Below are 19,371 nucleotides of genomic sequence, written 5' to 3' on the forward strand. Positions count from 1 at the left end.
ACCCTCTTCGCCCGGACCATAGAAAGGGAGTGCGATCATGGTGGACGCAGCTCGGGCGCGAAAGCTCGCCGACCGCATCCAGCAGATCGTGGCCGAGATGCTGGAACGGCGGATCAAGGACCCGCGGCTCGGCTTCGTGACCGTGACGGACACCCGCATCACCAACGACCTGCGCGACGCGACCGTGTACTACACGGTCTACGGGTCGGACGGCGAGCGCGCCGAGACGGCCGCCGCGCTGGAGAGCGCCAAGGGAGTCATCCGTTCGGAGGTGGGCAGGAAGACGGGCGTGCGCCACACGCCGAGCCTCACCTTCGTCATGGACTCCCTGATGGAGAACGCCGCGCACATCGACGACCTGCTGGCCCAGGCCCGCGCCCGGGACGCCGAGGTGGCGCGGGCCGCGCAGGGGGCGTCCCACGCCGGTGACGCGAACCCCTACCGCGAGCCCGTCCCCGACGAGGACGACGACACCGGCACCGACGCCGACGAGGACGACGAGGACGCCGACGAGGACGACGACTTCGACGGGCATGACGTCGCGGGTGGCGGCGAGGACGGCCGTTCCGCACGCCCGTCGCCGTGAACGGCCCGGCCGGGGCCGCCGCCCCCGCCGGGCGCGGCGCCGCGGGCGGCGACCTCGACTGGGACCGCGCGGTCGAGCTGATCCACGAGGCCGCGGAGATCTGCCTCGCCTGCCATGTGGCCCCCGACGGCGACGCGCTCGGCTCGATGCTGGCTCTCGGGCGCGCCCTGCGCGCGCTGGGCAAGCGGTGCCTGGCGTCGTTCGGCGAGCCGTTCGGGGTCCCGGCGATCCTGAGGTTCCTCCCGGGCCAGGAGATCCTCGTCGAGCCCGCGCGGATGCCGGACGCCCCGGAGCTGATGATCTCGCTGGACGCCGCGGGCCAGGCCCGGCTCGGCTCGCTCGCCGGCGCCGCCGGGCGGGCCGGCGCGCTGATCGTCGTCGACCACCACGCGTCCAACACCGGGTTCGGCGGGGTGCGGCTGGTCGACCCGGACGCCGCCGCCACCGCGGTGCTGGTGGAGGAGCTGATCCGCCGGCTCGGCGTCCCCCTGGACCGCGACATGGCCCAGGGCCTGTACGCGGGGCTCGCGAGCGACACCGGCTCGTTCCGCTACCCGTGCACGACGCCGGAGGTCCACGACCTGGCGGGGCGGCTGCTGACCGCCGGGGTCCGCCCGGACGCCGTCAGCCGCGAGCTGTGGGACCGGGCGCCGTTCGGCTACCTGCAGGTCCTCGCGGGGGCGCTCGGCCGGGCCCGGCTGGAACGCGACGCCGCCGGCGGCCGGGGCCTGGTGTGGACGACGATCGCGCGCGCCGACCGGGACGCCCGCGGCGTCCACTACGACCAGCTCGAAGGGGTCATCGACCAGCTCAGGCGCACCGACGAGGCCGAGGTCGCGGTGGTGTGCAAGGAGAACGACCGGGGCGAGTGGTACGTCTCCACCCGCTCCAAGGGCTCGGTCGACGTGGGCCGCGCCTGCGTCGCGCTCGGCGGGGGCGGGCATCGCACCGCCGCGGCGTTCACGATGGGCGGGGAGCCCGCCTGCATCATCGACCGGCTGCGCGCGGCGCTGCGCGTGCCGGGCGAACCGGACGACTGACACCGGACGACGGAAGCGGAGCGCGCGTGGAGAACTCGGGACTCGTCATCGTGGACAAGCCCGCCGGCTGGACGTCGCACGACGTCGTCGGGAGGATGCGGCGGCTGGCGAAGACCCGGCGGGTCGGGCACGCCGGCACGCTGGACCCCATGGCGACGGGCGTCCTGGTGCTCGGGGTGGGCAAGGCGACGCGCCTGCTCGGGCATCTCGCGCTGACGGAGAAGGGCTACGACGCCACGATCCGGCTGGGCGAGTCGACCAACACCGACGACGCCGAGGGCGAGACCACCGCGACCGCGTCCGCCGCGGACGTCGCCGAGGAGGCGCTGCGGGCGGCCGTCGCGGAGCTGACCGGGCCGATCCGGCAGATCCCGCCGCAGGTCAGCGCGATCAAGGTGAACGGGCAGCGCGCCTACAAGATGGCCCGCAAGGGCGAGGAGGTCGAGCTGGCCGCCCGCCCGGTGACCGTGCACGCCTTCACGGTGCTGGACGTGCGGCGGCACGGTGACCTGGTCGACGTGGACGCGTCCATCGCCTGCTCGTCCGGCACCTACATCCGGTCGCTGGCCCGCGACCTCGGCGCATCCCTCGGCTGCGGCGGCCACCTGACCGCGCTGCGGCGCACGCGGGTCGGGCCGTACGACCTCTCCCTGGCGCGGACGCTCGACCAGCTCGCCGGAGAGCTGGAGATCCTGCCGATGGACGAGGCGGTCGCGGCGGTGTTCCCGCGGCGGGACGTGTCGGACGAGGACGCCCGGAAGGTCGCGCACGGCGGGCGCCTCCCGGCCGCGGGGCTCGGCCCGGGCCCGGTGGGCGTCTTCGCGCCGGACGGGACGCTGCTCGCCCTCGTCGAGGAGCAGGGCAGGGTGGCCAAGCCCCTCGCCGTCTTCGTCCCCTGAACGGCGGGCGTTCGTGGTGAGCATCACCGGGCGGAAACGGTGCATACCAACTTACGCCCGCGTAACCTACGTAACCGTAGGTTCGCTTGTGAGGAGGTGTCCGTGACCACTGTCAACGACCGTTCCCCGGTGGCGTCCCCGACCCGGCCGCGGCTGCGCGGCTGGCTGCACCTCGGCGCGTTCCCCGCGGTCCTCGTCGCCGGCCTGGTGCTGGTGGCGCTCGGCCCGAGCGTGGAGGCGCGGCTCGCGTCGGCGGTGTACGTGGCGGCATCGGGGATGCTCTTCGGGATCTCGGGAACGTACCACCGGCAGCGCTCGCACCGTCTGATCGAGGTGCTGCGCCGCTTCGACCACGCCAACATCTACCTGATCATCGCCGGGACCTACACGCCGTTCGCCGTCCTGGCCCTGGACGGCGGCGCCCGCGTCGCCGTGCTCGCCACCGTCTGGACGGGGGCAGTCGCGGGCGTGGTGTTCCGGACCGTCTGGATCGGCGCCCCCCGCGCCCTCTACGTGACGCTCTACATCGTGCTGGGCTGGGTCGCGGTGTTCTTCCTGCCGCAGTTCCTCGACGGCGCGGGGATCGCCGCCTGCGTCCTGGTCGCGATCGGCGGCGTCTGCTACAGCGTCGGGGGAGTGGTGTACGGCCTGCGCCGGCCGGACCCGTCGCCGAGCTGGTTCGGCTTCCACGAGGTCTTCCACGCCTTCACGCTGGCGGCCTACGTCCTGCAGTACATCGCGGTCTCGCTGGTCGTGTACCAGTCCGGCTGAGGCCCGGTGCCGCCCGCCACGCCCCCACCATGCCCCCTGGGTGCGACCGCCGCCGCCTCCGCATGGCACTCTAGGACGGCAGGAGAGACCGGTCAGGCACGTCCTACGCAGGGAGAGAATGGTGCGGCGCTGGAATGGCCTCGACGAGGTACCCGCGGACTGGGGCCGCTCTGTGGTCACCATCGGGGTGTTCGACGGCGTGCACCGCGGCCATCAGCGGATCGTCGGCGCCGCCGCGGACGAGGCGCGCCGCCGCGGCCTGCGCTCGGTGGTCATCACGTTCGACCCGCACCCGGACGAGGTCGTGCGCCCCGGCACGCACCCGCCGCTGCTCGCCACCACCCGGCGCCGCGTCGAGCTGCTCGAAGGGCTCGGCACGGACGCGGTCGTGGTCGTGCCGTTCACGCTGGAGCTGTCGAAGGTGCCGCCGGACGAGTTCGTGCAGTCGGTCCTGGTCGACCGGCTGCACGCGGCGCACGTCATCGTCGGCGAGGACTTCCGGTTCGGCCACAAGGCCAAGGGGAACGTCGCGCTGCTGCGCGAGCTGGGCGACAAGTACGACTTCACCGCCGAGGGCATGCCGCTGGTGGCCAACGGGGACACGATCTCGTCCACCTACATCCGCGAGCGGCTCGACGCGGGGGACGTCGAGGCCGCCGCGCAGGCGCTGGGGCGCCCGCACCGCGTCGAGGGCGTCGTCGTGCGGGGCCACCAGCGGGGCCGCGCGCTCGGGTTCCCGACGGCCAACCTGGAGACGCTGCCGCACACCGCCGTCCCGGCGGACGGCGTCTACGGCGGCTGGCTGGTGGCCGACAGCGACCGGTACCCCGCCTTCCGCTGGCCCGCCGCGATCTCCATCGGCACCAACCCGACGTTCGAGGGGGCCGGGGAGCGCACCGTCGAGGCGTACGCGCTGGACCGCGACGACCTCGACCTGTACGGCGAGCACATGGCCGTCGATTTCACCGCCCGCATCCGCGACACCCTGAAGTTCGACTCGATCGAGGCCCTCATCGAGGAAATGCACCGCGACGTGGTACGTGCCAGAGAGATCACGTCGTAAACAAACCGTCGCGCGGAAGCCTCGGCTTGCAGTCAACACAGCCGGTCTTGCAGTTAAGACGACATGGTACGGTGAAGAGTCGCCGGGATGGGCCCCGGTGCGGTTGGCTGCACCCTCATGCGGCCCGCCACTCTCTTAACACGCACCATGCGGACCCGTTGCGCCCACCGGGCCCTGGATCTGCGGGTGACGAATTCATCGAAGGAGCCACGTGTCGCTCGACACCGCCACCAAGAACCAGATCATCGCCGAGTACGCGACCACTGAGGGTGACACCGGATCCCCGGAGGTCCAGGTCGCGCTGCTGACGCGCCGTATCAACGATCTGACCGAGCACCTCAAGGAGCACAAGCACGACCACCACAGCCGCCGCGGCCTCCTGCTGCTGGTCGGCCGTCGTCGCCGGCTCCTGAAGTACCTGAGCAACAAGGACATCAACCGCTACCGGCAGCTGATCGAGCGACTCGGACTGCGCCGCTAGTGCGGTCGGGGAGTGGCCCGCGGGGCCACTCCCTTCCTTTTACCGTCGGCGTGCCCGGGAGGGCCCCGGCCGGACAATTACAGACAAGCCTCGCGGACACCGCTGGTGCGGGCCGGTCCTCGGTAGTGGCTTCCGGATCCGTTCCGCCGTATCGGCGGACCTGTCGATCCGGGTGCTTCGATCGAAGACCGGCAGCGTGACAAGCCAACGGGAAACGGCCGCGAGGACCGAAATGGAACCTTGAGGAGGTTTCCCGTGACAGAAGCCGTGCGCATAGACGGCGCGCAGAGCACCGAGGCCGTGATCGACAACGGCTCGTTCGGCACCCGGACCATCCGCTTCGAGACGGGCCGGCTGGCCCGGCAGGCCGCCGGCTCCGCCGTCGCCTACCTCGACGACGAGACGATGGTGGTGTCGGCGACCACCGCGTCGAAGAAGCCCAAGGACAACCTGGACTTCTTCCCGCTGACCGTGGACGTCGAGGAGCGGATGTACGCGGCCGGGCGGATCCCCGGCTCGTTCTTCCGCCGTGAGGGCCGTCCCTCCGAGGACGCGATCCTCACCTGCCGGCTGATCGACCGGCCGCTGCGCCCGTCGTTCACCAAGGGCCTGCGCAACGAGATCCAGATCGTCGAGACGATCATGGCGCTGCACCCGGACCACCTGTACGACGTCGTGGCGATCAACGCCGCCTCGATGTCCACCCAGCTGGCCGGGCTGCCGTTCTCCGGGCCGATCGGCGGCGTGCGCGTCGCGCTGATCGACGGCCAGTGGGTCGGCTTCCCGACCCACCCCGAGCTGGAGCGCGCCACCTTCGACATGGTCGTGGCCGGCCGCGTGCTGGCCGACGGCGATGTCGCGATCATGATGGTCGAGGCGGAGTCCACCCGCGACACCCTCAAGCTCGTCGGCGAGGGCGCGGCCGCCCCGACCGAGGAGAGCGTCGCCGAGGGCCTCGAGGCGGCCAAGCCGTTCATCAAGGTGCTGTGCAAGGCGCAGAGCGACCTCGCGGCCGTCGCCGCGAAGGAGACCGCCGAGTACCCGATCTTCCTGGATTACCAGGACGACGTGCTCGCCGCCGTCACCGACGCGGTCAGCGACGACCTCGCGCAGGCGCTCACCATCGCCGGCAAGCAGGAGCGCGAGACCCGGCTGGACGAGATCAAGGCGACCGCCGCCGAGAAGCTCGCCGAGCAGTTCGAGGGGCGCGAGAAGGAGATCTCCGCCGCCTACCGCGCCGTCACCAAGAAGCTGGTCCGCGAGCGGGTCATCCGCGACGGGCTGCGCATCGACGGCCGCGGCCTGAAGGACATCCGGCAGCTGACCGCCGAGGCGCACGTCATCCCGCGCGTGCACGGCTCGGCGCTGTTCGAGCGCGGCGAGACGCAGATCCTCGGCGTGACGACGCTGAACATGCTCCGCATGGAGCAGACGATCGACACGCTGAACCCCGAGCGCACCAAGCGCTACATGCACAACTACAACTTCCCGCCGTACTCCACCGGTGAGACGGGCCGCGTCGGCTCGCCGAAGCGGCGCGAGATCGGGCACGGCGCCCTCGCCGAGCGCGCCCTGATCCCGGTGCTGCCGTCCCGCGAGGAGTTCCCGTACGCGATCCGGCAGGTGTCGGAGGCGCTCGGCTCCAACGGCTCCACCTCGATGGGCTCGGTCTGCGCGTCCACCATGTCGCTGCTGGACGCGGGCGTCCCGCTCAAGCAGATGGTGGCGGGCATCGCGATGGGGCTGATCAACGAAAGCGACGAGTACGTCACGCTCACCGACATCCTCGGCGCCGAGGACGCGTTCGGCGACATGGACTTCAAGGTCGCCGGCACCCGCGACCTGATCACCGCGCTGCAGTTGGACACCAAGCTCGACGGCATCCCCGCCTCGGTGCTGGGGGCCGCGCTGAAGCAGGCCAAGGGCGCCCGCCTGGCGATCCTGGACGTGATGCAGGAGGCCATCGAGGCGCCCGCCGAGATGAGCCCGAACGCGCCGCGGATCATCACCATCAAGGTCCCGGTCGACAAGATCGGCGAGGTCATCGGCCCCAAGGGCAAGATGATCAACTCGATCCAGGACGACACCGGCGCCGACATCACGATCGAGGACGACGGCACGATCTACGTCGGGGCGACCGACGGGCCGTCCGCGGAGGCCGCCCGGCAGGCGATCAACTCGATCGCGAACCCGCACATGCCCGAGGTCGGCGAGCGCTTCCTCGGCACCGTCGTCAAGACCACGACGTTCGGCGCGTTCGTGTCGCTGCTGCCCGGCAAGGACGGCCTGCTGCACGTGTCGCAGATCCGCAAGCTGCACGGCGGCGCCCGGATCGAGAACGTCGACGACGTGATGGGCGTCGGCGAGAAGATCCAGGTCGAGGTCACCGAGATCGACCAGCGCGGCAAGCTGTCGCTGGTGCCGGTCGAGGTGGTCGAGCGCGAGGCCGCCGACAAGGCGGAGGACGGCGGCGAGGGCGGCGCCCCGGCCGCCCCGGCCGCCGCGTCCGGCGAGGGCGACTCCGGCGAGCGCCGGGAGCGCCGCGAGGACGGCGAGCGGCGCGGGCCGCGGCGCCGCCGCACCCGCCGCGGCGGCGACGACGTAGGCCAGCGCAACTCCTGACCCCCGGCATGAACCGGCCGGCCCGCCCGCCACGGGCGGGCCGGCCGTTTTCCCACCATGGAATGTGAGCGACAGTGACCCTGCCGGCGAGGGCGCAGGAGCCCGGCACCACCACCACGATCCACACCGACGGTGCCGGCGCGGTGCGCCGCACCGTCCTGCCCGGCGGGCTGCGGATCATCACCGAGTCGATGCCGACCGTGCGGTCCGCCGCGTTCGGCATCTGGTCGGCGGTCGGCTCCCGCGACGAGGCGCCCGCCGACGCGGGCGCCAGCCACTACCTGGAGCACGTGCTGTTCAAGGGCACGCGGCGGCGGTCGGCGCTGGAGATCTCCGCGGCGATCGACGCGGTCGGCGGCGACCTCAACGCGTTCACCGCCAAGGAGTACACCTGCTACTACGCGCGGGTGCTGGACGCCGACCTGCCGCTCGCCGTGGACGTGGTGTCCGACATGGTCGCCGAGTCGGTGAACCGCCCCGAGGACGTCGAGGCCGAGCGCGGGGTGATCCTCGAAGAGATCCACATGCGGGACGACGACCCGGGCGACCTGATCCACGACGAGTTCGCCACCGCGCTGTACGGCGACACCCCGCTCGGGCGCCCGATCCTCGGCACCGAGGAGTCGATCAACGCGCTGTCCCGGGACCGGATCCACGGCTACTACCGGGAGCACTACGTTCCGTCCCGCCTGGTGGTGTCGGTGGCGGGCAACATCGACCACGACGAGGTCGTCCGGCTGGTGTCCGGGGCGTTCGCCGAGCACCTCACCGGCGACGCCGCGCCCGCCGCGCCCCGCCTCGACGGGACGCCGGCGCCGATCGACCCGCGCACCGTCGTCATCGACAAGGACACCGAGCAGGCCCACATCATCCTCGGCGGCGCCGGGACGTCCCGCACCGACGAGCGCAGGTTCGCGCTCGGCGTGCTGAACGCGGCGCTCGGCGGCGGCATGTCCTCCCGCCTCTTCCAGGAGATCCGCGAGAAGCGCGGTCTGGCGTACTCGGTTTACAGCTACACCGCCCAGTACGCCGACACCGGCATCTTCGGGGTCTACGCGGGCTGCCAGCCGGCCAAGGCGGAGGAGGTCCTCGCGATCTGCCGGGACGAGCTCCGCACGGCGGCGGAGGAGAGCCTCACCGCCGAGGAGCTGGAGCGCGGCAAGGGGCAGCTGCGCGGAGCCATGGTCCTCGGCCTGGAGGACACCGGCTCCCGGATGAGCCGGATCGGCAAGAGCGAGCTGGTCTACGAGTCGCTGCTCCCGGTGGACGAGGTCCTGGCGCGCGTCGAGGCCGTCACCCTCGACGACGTCCGGGCCATCGCGGCCGAGGTCCTCGCCGGCCCGCAGGCCCTCACCGTGATCGGACCGGTCGGGGACCGGGAGTTCACCGCCTGACCGCGGGACGGGGTTGTTAACCGGACCGGAGTCCGTTACTCTTCCAGGAGTAATCGGACTCCGGTCCGTATGCTGTTTCGAGAGGAACGCCCCCATGTCCCGTCTGCTGCACATCTCCGCCTCGCCCCGCGCGGGCGCCTCCGAGTCGCTCGCGATCGCGACGACGTTCCTGGACGCCTACCGCGACGTCCACGGCGACGTCGTCGACCACTTCGACCTGTGGGACGGCTCGCTCCCCGAGTTCGGCCCCGCCGGGGCGGGCGCCAAGATGACCGTGCTCTCGGGGGAGGAGCCGTCCGGGGAGCAGGTCGCCGCGTGGCAGGCCGCCCGCGAGGTCTTCGAGCGCTACGACTCCTACGACCGCTACCTGTTCAGCGTGCCGATGTGGAACTCCAGCGTCCCGTACATCCTGAAGCAGTTCATCGACGTCGTCTCGCAGCCCGGCTGGGTGTTCGCCTTCGACCCGCTGGAGGGGTACCGCGGCCTGCTGCGCGGCAAGAAGGCCGCCGTCGTCTACACCAGCGCCGTCTACGGGGAGGGCCGCCCGCCCGCGTTCGGCCGCGACCACCAGGCCCCGTTCTTGGAGGGCTGGCTGCGCTGGACGGGGATCACCGACATCAGCACCGTCGAGTTCCGCCCGGACCTCGCCACCGCCGACGCCGAGACCGGCCGCCGCACCGCGCACTCCGAGGCGGGCGAGCTGGGCAAGCGCTTCTGACGATAGGCTCGGGCGGGACGCGAACCGGGAGGAAGACGTGATCAAGGTCGGGGTGCTGGGCGCGCGGGGCCGCATGGGAGCCGAGGTGTGCCGTGCCGTGCAGGGGGCGGACGACATGGAGCTCGTCGCGGCCGTCGACCAGGGCGACGCGCTCGACGCCCTGACCGCCGCCGAGACCGTCGTCGACTTCACCCACCCCGGCGTCGTCATGGACAACCTGAAGTGGTGCGTCGAGCACGGCCTGCACGCCGTCGTCGGCACCAGCGGGTTCGATCCGTCCCGCCTCGACACCGTCCGCTCCTGGCTCACCGAAGAGTCGGCCGGGAACGTCATCATCGCCCCGAACTTCGGGATCGGCGCGGTGCTGATGATGCACTTCGCGCGGAAGGCGGCCCCGTTCTTCGAGTCCGTCGAGATCGTCGAGACGCACCATCCGAACAAGGCGGACGCCCCCTCCGGCACCGCGTACCGCACCGCCGAGCTGGTCGCCGCCGCCCGCGCCGAGGCCGGGGTGTCCCGGTCCCCGGACGCCACCACCTCCGAGATCGACGGGGCGCGCGGCGCCGACGTGGACGGCGTGCGGGTGCACGCGGTCCGCATGTCCGGCGCCATCGCCCACCAGGAGGTGGTCCTCGGCGGCCACGGCGAGCTGTTCACCATCCGGCACGACTCGATGAACCGCGAGTCGTTCATGCCCGGCGTGCTGCTCGCCGTCCGCAGGGTCCCCGAGATGGACCGGCTCACGATCGGCATCGAGACGCTCCTCGGGCTGTGATGGACTTCGCGGCCGAGCCCTGGGACTACCTCGCCGCCTCCGAGGCGATCGACATCGAGCACCCGATCGTCCAGTCGATCGCCTCGGAGCTGCGCACCGGCGACGACATCGCCTACGCCCGCGCGGCGTTCGACCACGTCCGCGACCGGATCTCGCACCCCATGGACACCGGCGACACCCGCGTCACGTGGCGTGCCTCGGACGTCCTCGACCAGGGCACCGGCCTCTGCTTCGCCCAGTCGCACGCCCTGGCCGCCCTCCTCCGCGCGGGCGGCGTCCAGGCGGGCCTCTGCTACCAGCTGTGCCCCCGCTTCGTCCACGGCCTGACCGCCGCCCTGGTCGACGACCGCTGGGTCCGCCTGGATCCGCGCGGCACGGACGTGGCCTTCTCCGCGTCCGAGGACGCGCTGGCCTACCCCGCCGACCCGATCCTCCCGACCGTCCACGCGGTGCCGCACCCCACGGTCCTCAAGGCCCTGCAGGGCATGCGGACCCTCACCGTCGCCGACCTCCCGGAGACGCTGTGACGGACGTCCGCCCGGCGACCCCGGCCGACTACGGCAGAACACCGGGGAACCCCTCCACGGCGCGGCGCCCGGCGCGCGTCAGCCGGGGAAGGAGAGGTCCAGCGCGGCGAGGCGGGCGGGGTCGGCCAGGATGTCGATCTCGATGATCCTGCCGTCCGCGATCGTGAAGGCCAGCACCGACTTCGGCCGGCCCTCCTCGAAGCTGACGATCCCCGCGGTCCCGTTGACCAGCGCGGGCACGGCCACGCCGGCGCTCCCGCGGAAGGCGAGGGCCTGCCCGGCGACGCCCGCGGCGCCGTGGATCTCGGTCAGGCCGCCGGCGACGGCGCCCACGTCCGCGCGCAGCACCACGTCCGGGTCCAGGACGGCGACGAGCGCCTCGAAGTCGCCGTCCCGCGCGGCGGCCTGGAACGCGTCGACGACCGCCCGCTGCCGCACAGGGTCGCGTTCGGGGGACGGCGCCGTCCCGCGCACCCGGCGGCGGGCGCGGCTGGCCAGCTGCCGCGCCGCGGCCGGCGACCGCCCCACGATCGGGGCGATCTCCTCGAACGGGACGCCGAAGGTGTCGTGCAGGACGAACGCCAGCCGCTCGGCGGGCGTGAGGGACTCCAGCACGACCAGCAGCGCGAGCCCGACCGAGTCGGCCATCAGCGCCGCGTGCTCGGGGTCCGGTCCGGCGGCCGGGCCGACGACCGGGTCGGGGAGACGCTCCTCCAGAGGGGTCTCGCGGCGGGACGTGCGCGAGCGCAGCATGTCCAGGCACACCCGCCCGACCACGGTCGTCAGCCACCCGCCCAGGTTCTCGATGCCGCCGGCCTCGGAGCGGCTGAGCCGCAGCCAGGACTCCTGGACGGCGTCGTCGGCCTCGGCGAGCGAGCCCAGCATCCGGTAGGCGACCGCTCTGAGGTGGGTGCGGTGCTCCTCGAACCGCTCGGCCAGAAACTCGCGCTCGTCCATCACGTTCCCCTCGTCGGCTCCGTCATAGCACTGACGGACCGGACGCGGCGGATGTGACCGGCGTTCGCACCCTCCGGCGTTCGCCCGGCGGGGTCAGGTCTTCGACAGGTCGGCCTCGCGGATGGTGCGGTCGACGCCGGCGGCGGCGTAGGCGGCCTTCTCGTCGAGGGTCTCGTTCTCCAGGAGGGCGGCGGCGAGCGAGTCGAGCCGGTCGCGGTTGGCGCGGAGCGTCTCCAGGGCCTCGGCGTAGCACTCGTCGACGATCCGGCGGGCCTCCAGGTCGACGGCGTCCAGCGTGCCCTGGGCCGCGTACTGGCCCATGGGGCCGTCGCCGTCCGCGGGGAGGATCGACAGCGGGCCGACCTTCGGCGACATGCCCCAGCGGCCCACCATCCCGCGGGCGATCTTGGTGACCTGCTCCAGGTCGCTCTCCGAGCCGGTGGTGATCACGCCGAAGACCAGCTCCTCGGCCGCCATGCCGCCGAGCGCGCCGATGATCCGGCCGCGCAGGTAGCGCTCGTCGTAGGCGTAGCGGTCGTCGTCCGGCGTGGACACGGTGACGCCGAGCGCGCGGCCGTGCGGCACGATGGTGATCTTGCGGACGGGGTCGGCGCCCGGCTGCAGCATGCCGAGCAGCCCGTGCCCGGACTCGTGGTAGGACGTCCGGCGCCGCTCCTCGAACGGCATGACGAGGGAGCGCCGCGTGCCGAGCTGCACCTTCTCCAGCGCGCTCTGGAACTCGTCCATGGCGACGGCGTCCTTCTCGTGCTTGACGGCGAGCAGGGCGGCCTCGTTGACGAGGTTGGCCAGCTCGGCGCCGGTCATGCCGGGCGTCATCTTCGCGATCGAGGTGAGGTCGGCGTCGGTGGCGAGGGGGACGTCGCGGGTGTGCACCCGCAGGATCGCGACGCGCCCGTCCAGGTCGGGCGGGGACACCGCGACCTGCCGGTCGAACCGGCCGGGGCGCATCAGCGCCGGGTCGAGGATGTCGGGCCGGTTCGTCGCGGCGATCACCACCACGCCCTCGGAGCCGGAGAACCCGTCCATCTCGGTGAGGATCTGGTTGAGCGTCTGCTCGCGCTCGTCGTGCCCGCCCATGCTCGCGCCGCCGCCGCGCGCCCGGCCGATCGTGTCGATCTCGTCGATGAAGATGATGGACGGCGCGGTCTTGCGGGCCTCGGTGAACAGCTCGCGCACGCGGGCCGCGCCGACGCCGACGACCATCTCGATGAACTCCGACGCGGCGGCGGAGTAGAACGGGACGCCGGCCTCGCCGGCGACGGCGCGGGCGAGCAGCGTCTTGCCGGTGCCGGGCGCACCGGTGAGGAGCACGCCGCGGGGGACGCGGGCGCCCATCCGGCGGTACTTGCCGGGGTCCTTGAGGAAGTCGACGACCTCGCTGAGCTCCGCCTCGACCTCGTCGATGCCGGCGACGTCGGCGAAGGTGGCGCGCTTCTCGTCCGGTGTGACCGGCTTCGGAGACCGGCCGAAGCCGCCCATGAGCCCGCCGCCCCCGCCGCCGGTCATGCGGCGCTGCAGCCACACCATCACGCCGATCCACAGGCCGACGAACAGCAGGGTGGGCAGGAGCGAGAGCAGGAGGTTGGCGAGGGGCCCGCGGTCCGCGTTGACCGGCTTGGCCTCGACCTGCACGCCCTTCTGCACCATCTGGGTGTAGATCTTGTCGTCGGCGAACGCGGGCCGCAGCGTCTCGAACGCGGTGTAGGTCTCGCCCGCGTCCCGCTGCCCGGGGACCTGCTGCCTGTTCTTCAGCTGGCCCTGGATCTCGTAGCCCTTGGTGTAGACGTCCTTGACGTTCCCGGCGGCGACCTGCTGCGTGAACGCCGTGTAGGGGATCGTCACCCGCTCCTTCTGCCCGGTGACGTGCATGGAGACGTAGCTCAGCGCGAAGACGGCGAGGAGCAGCGCCCAGAAGACGCCGGTGTTGCGGCCGGGCTTCCAGCCGCCGAGGCGGCGCACCGGCCGCTCGCTTCGGCCGGGAACGCCCTCGGCGCGCCACGGCTGCTCCGGATCGGTGCGGGGCGGGACGGACCGGCGCCGGTCGGGCCCGGCGGCCGAGCGGTGCGTCCCGCCCGGCCGCGGCGTGGTGGTGCCCGTGGTGGGCCGTGGCGCCTCGTCGGACCCTGGCGCGGGTCGCTGCTCCGGCACGTCTGCCATCTCCCCGGATCGATCGCGGTGCTCTCGCTGGTGCCCGCCGTGCCGGCCGGCACCGGAACCCCCGTCGGGTCCCCGGGGAGGTCAACGGAGTCGGCCCCCCATCCGTTCCCGCGCTCCGCGGGGCCGCCTCAGCGGAGGGAGGCCGGGGTGACGAAGCCGTACTTGTTGAACAGCTTCTGCGCGGCGGGTGTGACCAGCCACGACACGAACGCCGCGGCGTCGTCCTCGTGGGCGCCGCCGCGGACCGGGGCGGCGAGGAAGGCGGCGGTGACGTTCTGGTCCGCGGGGATGGGCACGCTGCTCGCCGCGATGCCGGCCGAGCGCATGTCGGTGATGAACACCAGCCCCGCGTCGGCCTCGCCCGCGCGGATCCGGTCCAGGACGGCCCGCGCGCCGATCTCCTCGCTGCTCCACCGGACGGTCAGCCCCGCCTTGCGGAGGACCTGGCGGGTGTAGCGGCCCACCGGGACCGTCCCGGCGCCGACGACGACCCGCAGGCCCGGCCTCCGCAGGTCCCGCAGGCCTCGGATCCGGCGCGGGTTGCCGGGCGCGACGGCGATGGTGAGCGCGCCGCTGGCGACGGTCCGCCGGGGCGCGCCGAGCTGCTCGGCGGTCTCCTCCATGCTCGCCCCGTCCGCCGTCACCAGGACGTCGCCCGGGTCGTGCTCGGACAGCCGGTCGGCGAGTTCGGGCGCGCCGCCGAACACCGGCCGGAGCCGGACGCCCGGGTTGTCCTGGTGGTAGGCCGTCGCGATCTCGCCGAACACCTCCGTCATGGACCCGGTGGCGAGGACGGTGAGCGTCACCGGCCCGGACGGGCGGCCGCAGCCGGCGCCGAGGCCGGGCAGGACGAGGACGGCGAGCAGCGCGGATGCGCGGAGCAGCCGCCGCCGGGGGGAATCGGGCATATGGCGTCATCCTAGGGTCGGAGCACTCGCGCTCCCCGGATTCGGCCTGGCGTGTCAGTGGTCCGCACTAGTGTTTCGGGGAACTGGAGATCACGTTCCCCGGAGGCCCGACGATGTCCCTCGACCTGATGGAACTGCTGCCCGGCGACTGGCGGGAGCGGCTCGACCCGCTGCTCGATCCGCTCGCCACCGCCGCGCTGGGCGCGTTCGTCGCGGGGGAGTACGACGGGCAGACCGTGTACCCGCCGCGCGACGACCTGTTCAACGCGTTCCGGCACTGCCCGTTCGACCGCGCCCGCGTGCTGATCCTCGGCCAGGACCCCTACCACGGGCCCGGCCAGGCGCACGGGCTCAGCTTCAGCGTCCGCGACGGCGTGCGGCTGCCCCCGTCGCTGCGCAACATCTACAAGGAGCTGGCCACCGACCTCGGCGTCCCGGCCGCCGCGTCGGGCGACCTCACCCGGTGGGCCGACCAGGGCGTCCTGCTGCTGAACGCCGTGCTGACCGTGCGCGCCGGCGAGGCGGGCTCGCACGCCGGCAAGGGCTGGGAGGACTTCACCGACGCCGCGATCCGCGCGCTGAACGACAAGACCGAGCGCGTCGTGTTCGTCCTGTGGGGCGCCTACGCGCGCAAGAAGGCCCGCCTGATCACCGGCCCGCAGCACACGGTGATCGAGTCGGCGCACCCGAGCCCGCTCAGCGCGAAGAAGTTCTTCGGGACGCGCCCGTTCAGCGCGGTCAACAAGGCCCTCGTCGACGCCGGCCTGCCCGAGATCAGCTGGGGCTAGCGGGCGGCGTTCACCCTCGCGGGGGACGCGCGTCACCCGGCGGCGGGAGGCGCGGGACGGGCGGTCTGGCGCATCGTCGGAGCATGACCGTTTCAGCCCATCCGCTGCCGGGCCGGGCGCGCGCCGCGCGCCGAGGTCCCGGCCGCCTGCGCCTGGCCGTGTGCGCGGCGACGATCGCCGCGTGCGTCCCCTACCTCACCATCAAGATCGCGTGGCTCTCCGGCAGCACGGTCGGCTGGAACGACGTCTCCGCCGCCGAGGACAGCGCGCTCTACGCGGGCAACGCGATCACCATGGGCATGGACGCGGTGGCCGTGCTGGTCGCGATGGCGTTCACGTTCCCCTGGGGGCGGCGCCTGCCGGCCTGGCTGGTGCTGGCGCCGATCTGGGTCGCGGCCGGGCTGCTCGCGCCGATCGTCCTCGCCGTCCCGCTGGGGACGCTCCTGCAGACGCTGTTCTCCGCGCAGCCGGTGACCGGAGACGCCAACGGGCTCCAGGGCTGGGTGTACGGCTTCGTCTACACGGGGTTCACAGTGCAGGGGCTCGGGCTGCTGACGGCGTTCGTCCTGTATTCGCGGGACCGGTGGGCTTGGGTCTTCACGACCCGGACGAAGGACCTCCCCAAGGGCGCGACCTCGTCGCTGCAGGCGCTCCTGGCACGGGCCGCGGCCGTCCCGGCGTTCGCCTTCGCCGCCGTGCACCTGTACTGGGCGTTCGGTGGGACGGCGGGCCTCCGCGGCGACGTCCTCGACCACCGGAACGTGCCGCAGCATCTGGCCGACGGCGCTTGGGGCGTGCTGGCGATCGCCGGTGCGGCCGCGCTCGTGCTGATGGTCCGGCGCGCGGGCCGGCCGGGGCCCCTGGCTGCGCCGCTCGCCGCCGCCTGGGTGGGGTCCGCCGCCACGTTCACCGGGTCCCTGTACGGGCTGCTCGTGATGATCGGCCAGCCGGCCGGCCTGGCGTCGGACTTCACCGCCGCGGCGGGCCTGACCGCCCTGGCGGGGGTGCTCGGCGGGCTCCTCATGGGCCTCACCGGCGCCGTCCTGCTCGCCGAGAGCCACGGCGACGCGAGGGGCGCCGCCGGGGGTCAGAGCGCCAGGCCGACCGCCAGCAGCACGCCGTAGGCGATCTGGAGCCGGCCGGTCTCGCCCAGGACGGGGATCAGGGCGGGGCCGGCCGCGCCGTTCAGCACCTTCTGCGTCGGCGGCAGCGACAGCGGCGCCGCGAGCAGCGCGATCAGCGCCCACGGGCGCACCGCCCCCAGCGCCAGGACGATCATGAACGGCAGCGCGGTGCAGGCCGCGTACAGGATCCGGGTCCAGCGGTCGCCGAGCACGACGGCGAGGGTCCGCTTGCCCGACTCGCGGTCGGTGGGGATGTCGCGCAGGTTGTTGGCCACCAGCAGCCCGCACGCCAGCAGCCCGATCGGCACCGCCGCCGCCCACGCCTCCCACGGCAGCGCCTCGACCTGGACGTAGACCGTCCCGACGACGGCGACCAGGCCGAAGAAGACGAACACCGAGACCTCGCCCAGCGCGCGGTAGCCGTACGGGGTCTTGCCGCCGGTGTAGAACCAGGCGGCCAGGATCGCGCACGCGCCGACGAGCAGGAGCCACCAGGTCGTCACCGCGGCGAGGACGAGCCCGGCCACGGCGGCGGCGAGGAAGCAGCCGAGGGCCGCGGCGAGGACCTGCTTCGGCGGCGCCACCTTCGACCCGACGAGCCGGAGCGGGCCGACGCGGTCCTCGTCGGTGCCGCGGATGCCGTCGCTGTAGTCGTTGGAGTAGTTCACCCCGATCTGGAGCACGAGGGCGACGACCGCGGCGAGGACGGCGCGCCACCAGACGGGGTCGCCTTGGCCTGCGGCGACGCCGGTGCCGACGATGACGGGGACGAGGGAGGCGGGCAGGGTTCGGGGCCGGGAGCCGGCGACCCATTGGGAGAGCGTGGCCACGATCACCGCTTGTTCTGTGGGACGACAGGGGGCTGGCGGTCCGATTCTTCCCGATGAAGATCACTACTTGGGCGCAGCCGCAGCGACAGGCCGAGCCCGAGCGCGAGGATCGCCGCGGTGGTCAGCGCCGCGTGCCTGGTCGCGGCGGCGAGGCTGGCGTCGGCGGCGCGCGCCTCGGCGGCGAGGCCCGGGGTGTCGTGAAGATCACGTCCGTAGGTCCCGGCGCTCTCCCGCAGGCCGTGGGCCATGGCGGCGCGCTGCTCGGGCGGCAGCGCCGAGCCGGACAGCCGGTCGGCCATCGCGTGCCCGAGGCTCGTCGCGAACACCGTCCCGATGGCGGCGATGCCGAGCGCCGCGCCGACCTGCCGGGCCGTGGACTGCGTCCCGGACGCCTGCCCGGACCGGTCCGGCGGGACGTCCGCCAGCGACACGTTCGTCAGCTGCGCCGCCGTCAGGCCGAGGCCGAGCCCGTACAGCAGCATCCAGGGCGCGAGGCCCGGCCAGCCGGTCGTCGCCGAGACCGTGACGCCGAGCGCCGTGACCGCGGCGACCTCCAGCACCATGCCGATCTGCACGACCCGGTGGGCGCCGCGCCGGTTGGCGAGCCGGCCCGCGCACCCGCCGGACACGAACGCGCCGAGGGCCAGCGGCAGGATCGCCAGGCTGATCTGCAGCGGGTTCGTCCCGTGCACGCCGAGCAGGAACAGCGGCAGGACGAACAGCAGGCCCAGCTCGCCGACGTTGATGAGGGCCGAGGCCAGGTTCCCGCGCCGGAAGTTCGGGATCCGGAACAGGTCGAGGTCGAGCATCACCGGGCGCCCGGCCGCCGCCCGGGACCGCTCCACCAGGAGGAGGGCCGCGATCAGCGCGGCCCCGAGGGCCATGACGACCGGGACCGGCGACAGGCCGCCCTCCGGCCAGTCCGGCCCGGCCGTGGAGAACGGGCGGGTCGCGGTCCACCAGCCGTAGGTCTGGCCCTCGATGAGCCCGCACACCAGCGCGCCGAGCCCGAGCGCGGACAGCACGCCGCCGGGCCAGTCGATCTCGCGGCGCGCGCTCCCGCGCCCCGGCCGGCGGGTCTCCGGCATGAACCGCCGCGCCCCGGCGATCAGCACGGCGCCGAGCGGCAGGTTGACGGCGAACGCCCACCGCCAGCCGCCGCCGGTGGCCAGCGCCCCGCCGAGCAGCGGCCCGAGCGCGGCCATCCCGCTGATCATGGAGCCCCAGATGCCGAACGCGACGGCCCGGTCCCGCCCGGTGAACACCGCGTTCACCGTGGACAGCGTCGCCGGCATGATCATCGAGGCGCCGACGCCCTGCAGAGCCCGCGCGCCGAGCAGCGCCGACCCGCTTCCGGCGACCGCCGCGGCGACGCTCGCCACCGAGAACACCGCCACGCCGAGCACGAACATTCGGCGCCGCCCGAACAGGTCGCCGGCCCGCCCGAACGGGATGAGCAGCGCGGCGAACACCAGCGAGTACACCGAGGTGACCCATTCGGCGTCGGTGGCCATGAGGCCCAGGTCGCCGATGATCCGGGGCAGCAGGACCCCGACGATCGTGGCGTCCACGACGACCAGCGAGACGCCGAGGCTCATGACGGCGACGCCGAGCCGGCGGTGCCGGGCGGCGGGCGCCGGCGCCGGGGCGCGCGGCGGGGTCAGCGAGGTGGACTCGGGCACGACGTCAAAGATATGGCCGGGACGCCGG

18 protein-coding genes are annotated in these 19,371 nt (G+C 73.3%); 13 read left to right on the forward strand and 5 right to left on the reverse strand.

Annotated elements, in window-relative coordinates; translation table 11 throughout:
* The first annotated feature begins 37 nt into the window (after positions 1-37).
* The 11 genes from rbfA to ABGB11_RS33215 all read left to right on the forward strand — a co-directional run bounded on the left by rbfA (position 38) and on the right by ABGB11_RS33215 (position 10,876).
* Positions 38-586, forward strand: a complete 549-nt coding sequence (gene rbfA / locus ABGB11_RS33165; protein ID WP_347639413.1) for a 30S ribosome-binding factor RbfA — start codon at positions 38-40, stop codon at positions 584-586.
* Complete coding sequence (locus ABGB11_RS33170) at positions 583-1,626, forward strand: bifunctional oligoribonuclease/PAP phosphatase NrnA (RefSeq protein WP_347639414.1); 1,044 nt, start codon at positions 583-585, stop codon at positions 1,624-1,626. Before rbfA ends, ABGB11_RS33170 begins: the two co-directional genes overlap by 4 nt.
* Positions 1,627-1,652: 26 nt before the next feature.
* Positions 1,653-2,525 carry a tRNA pseudouridine(55) synthase TruB gene (truB, locus tag ABGB11_RS33175; protein WP_347639415.1) on the forward strand — a complete coding sequence of 291 codons (873 nt, stop codon included), beginning with the start codon at positions 1,653-1,655 and terminating at the stop codon, positions 2,523-2,525.
* Between the two features lie 102 nt (positions 2,526-2,627).
* On the forward strand, positions 2,628-3,296 hold the full coding sequence (locus ABGB11_RS33180; protein ID WP_347639416.1) for a hemolysin III family protein: 669 nt from the start codon (positions 2,628-2,630) through the stop codon (positions 3,294-3,296).
* 121 nt (positions 3,297-3,417) lie between these two features.
* Complete coding sequence (locus ABGB11_RS33185; protein ID WP_347639417.1) at positions 3,418-4,359, forward strand: bifunctional riboflavin kinase/FAD synthetase; 942 nt, start codon at positions 3,418-3,420, stop codon at positions 4,357-4,359.
* Positions 4,360-4,570: 211 nt separating this feature from the next.
* Positions 4,571-4,840, forward strand: coding sequence for a 30S ribosomal protein S15 (gene rpsO / locus ABGB11_RS33190; RefSeq protein WP_021599383.1), 270 nt, complete (start codon positions 4,571-4,573; stop codon positions 4,838-4,840).
* Between the two features lie 273 nt (positions 4,841-5,113).
* A complete protein-coding gene (locus ABGB11_RS33195) occupies positions 5,114-7,462 on the forward strand; it encodes a polyribonucleotide nucleotidyltransferase (protein ID WP_347639453.1) in 2,349 nt (782 codons plus the stop codon).
* A 74-nt stretch (positions 7,463-7,536) separates the two neighbouring features.
* Positions 7,537-8,856: a pitrilysin family protein gene (locus ABGB11_RS33200; RefSeq protein ID WP_347639418.1), complete on the forward strand. Its 1,320-nt coding sequence runs from the start codon at positions 7,537-7,539 to the stop codon at positions 8,854-8,856.
* 94 nt (positions 8,857-8,950) lie between these two features.
* Positions 8,951-9,574: an NAD(P)H-dependent oxidoreductase gene (locus tag ABGB11_RS33205; RefSeq protein ID WP_347639419.1), complete on the forward strand. Its 624-nt coding sequence runs from the start codon at positions 8,951-8,953 to the stop codon at positions 9,572-9,574.
* A 37-nt stretch (positions 9,575-9,611) separates the two neighbouring features.
* Positions 9,612-10,349: a 4-hydroxy-tetrahydrodipicolinate reductase gene (gene dapB, locus ABGB11_RS33210; RefSeq protein ID WP_347639420.1), complete on the forward strand. Its 738-nt coding sequence runs from the start codon at positions 9,612-9,614 to the stop codon at positions 10,347-10,349.
* Positions 10,349-10,876, forward strand: a complete 528-nt coding sequence (locus ABGB11_RS33215; protein WP_347639454.1) for a transglutaminase family protein — start codon at positions 10,349-10,351, stop codon at positions 10,874-10,876. The genes dapB and ABGB11_RS33215 overlap by 1 nt, the downstream gene beginning before the upstream one ends.
* A 78-nt stretch (positions 10,877-10,954) precedes the next feature.
* Here the strand turns inward: ABGB11_RS33215 and sigJ are convergent, their stop codons facing one another.
* From sigJ to modA, 3 genes are all read right to left on the reverse strand, one after another.
* Complete coding sequence (gene sigJ / locus ABGB11_RS33220; RefSeq protein ID WP_347639421.1) at positions 10,955-11,833, reverse strand: RNA polymerase sigma factor SigJ; 879 nt, start codon at positions 11,831-11,833, stop codon at positions 10,955-10,957.
* A gap of 93 nt (positions 11,834-11,926) precedes the next feature.
* Positions 11,927-14,002 carry an ATP-dependent zinc metalloprotease FtsH gene (gene ftsH / locus ABGB11_RS33225; protein WP_347639422.1) on the reverse strand — a complete coding sequence of 692 codons (2,076 nt, stop codon included), beginning with the start codon at positions 14,000-14,002 and terminating at the stop codon, positions 11,927-11,929.
* A gap of 137 nt (positions 14,003-14,139) precedes the next feature.
* Positions 14,140-14,919, reverse strand: a complete 780-nt coding sequence (gene modA, locus ABGB11_RS33230; protein WP_347639423.1) for a molybdate ABC transporter substrate-binding protein — start codon at positions 14,917-14,919, stop codon at positions 14,140-14,142.
* Positions 14,920-15,032: 113 nt separating this feature from the next.
* On the opposite strand from modA, the gene ABGB11_RS33235 reads away from it, so the two are divergent.
* The gene (locus ABGB11_RS33235) at positions 15,033-15,707 is read left to right on the forward strand and encodes a uracil-DNA glycosylase (protein ID WP_347639424.1); all 675 of its coding nucleotides are present in this window, start codon (positions 15,033-15,035) and stop codon (positions 15,705-15,707) included.
* An 83-nt stretch (positions 15,708-15,790) separates the two neighbouring features.
* On the forward strand, positions 15,791-16,831 hold the full coding sequence (locus tag ABGB11_RS33240) for a hypothetical protein (protein WP_347639425.1): 1,041 nt from the start codon (positions 15,791-15,793) through the stop codon (positions 16,829-16,831).
* On the opposite strand, the gene ABGB11_RS33245 is transcribed toward ABGB11_RS33240, so the two are convergent.
* Entirely contained in the window at positions 16,795-17,661 is an 867-nt protein-coding gene (locus ABGB11_RS33245; RefSeq protein WP_347639455.1) for a 1,4-dihydroxy-2-naphthoate polyprenyltransferase, read from the reverse strand. The genes ABGB11_RS33240 and ABGB11_RS33245 overlap by 37 nt on opposite strands.
* 2 nt (positions 17,662-17,663) lie before the next feature.
* Complete coding sequence (locus ABGB11_RS33250) at positions 17,664-19,343, reverse strand: MFS transporter (RefSeq protein WP_347639426.1); 1,680 nt, start codon at positions 19,341-19,343, stop codon at positions 17,664-17,666.
* Between the last annotated feature and the right edge of the window lie 28 nt (positions 19,344-19,371).

It is taken from the genome of Actinomadura sp. B10D3 (assembly GCF_039871695.1).
Lineage (GTDB): Bacteria > Actinomycetota > Actinomycetes > Streptosporangiales > Streptosporangiaceae > Spirillospora > Spirillospora madurae.

What these genes read in the sequence shown, in the direction of transcription:
- ABGB11_RS33205 (WP_347639419.1), top strand. Translation starts at nt 8,951, where the DNA reads ATGTCCCGTCTGCTGCACATCTCCGCCTCGCCCCGCGCGGGCGCCTCC.
- ABGB11_RS33240 (WP_347639425.1), top strand. Translation starts at nt 15,791, where the DNA reads ATGACCGTTTCAGCCCATCCGCTGCCGGGCCGGGCGCGCGCCGCGCGC.
- modA (WP_347639423.1), bottom strand. Translation starts at nt 14,919, where the DNA reads ATGCCCGATTCCCCCCGGCGGCGGCTGCTCCGCGCATCCGCGCTGCTC.
- ABGB11_RS33215 (WP_347639454.1), top strand. Translation starts at nt 10,349, where the DNA reads ATGGACTTCGCGGCCGAGCCCTGGGACTACCTCGCCGCCTCCGAGGCG.
- rbfA (WP_347639413.1), top strand. Translation starts at nt 38, where the DNA reads ATGGTGGACGCAGCTCGGGCGCGAAAGCTCGCCGACCGCATCCAGCAG.
- sigJ (WP_347639421.1), bottom strand. Translation starts at nt 11,833, where the DNA reads ATGGACGAGCGCGAGTTTCTGGCCGAGCGGTTCGAGGAGCACCGCACC.
- ABGB11_RS33235 (WP_347639424.1), top strand. Translation starts at nt 15,033, where the DNA reads ATGTCCCTCGACCTGATGGAACTGCTGCCCGGCGACTGGCGGGAGCGG.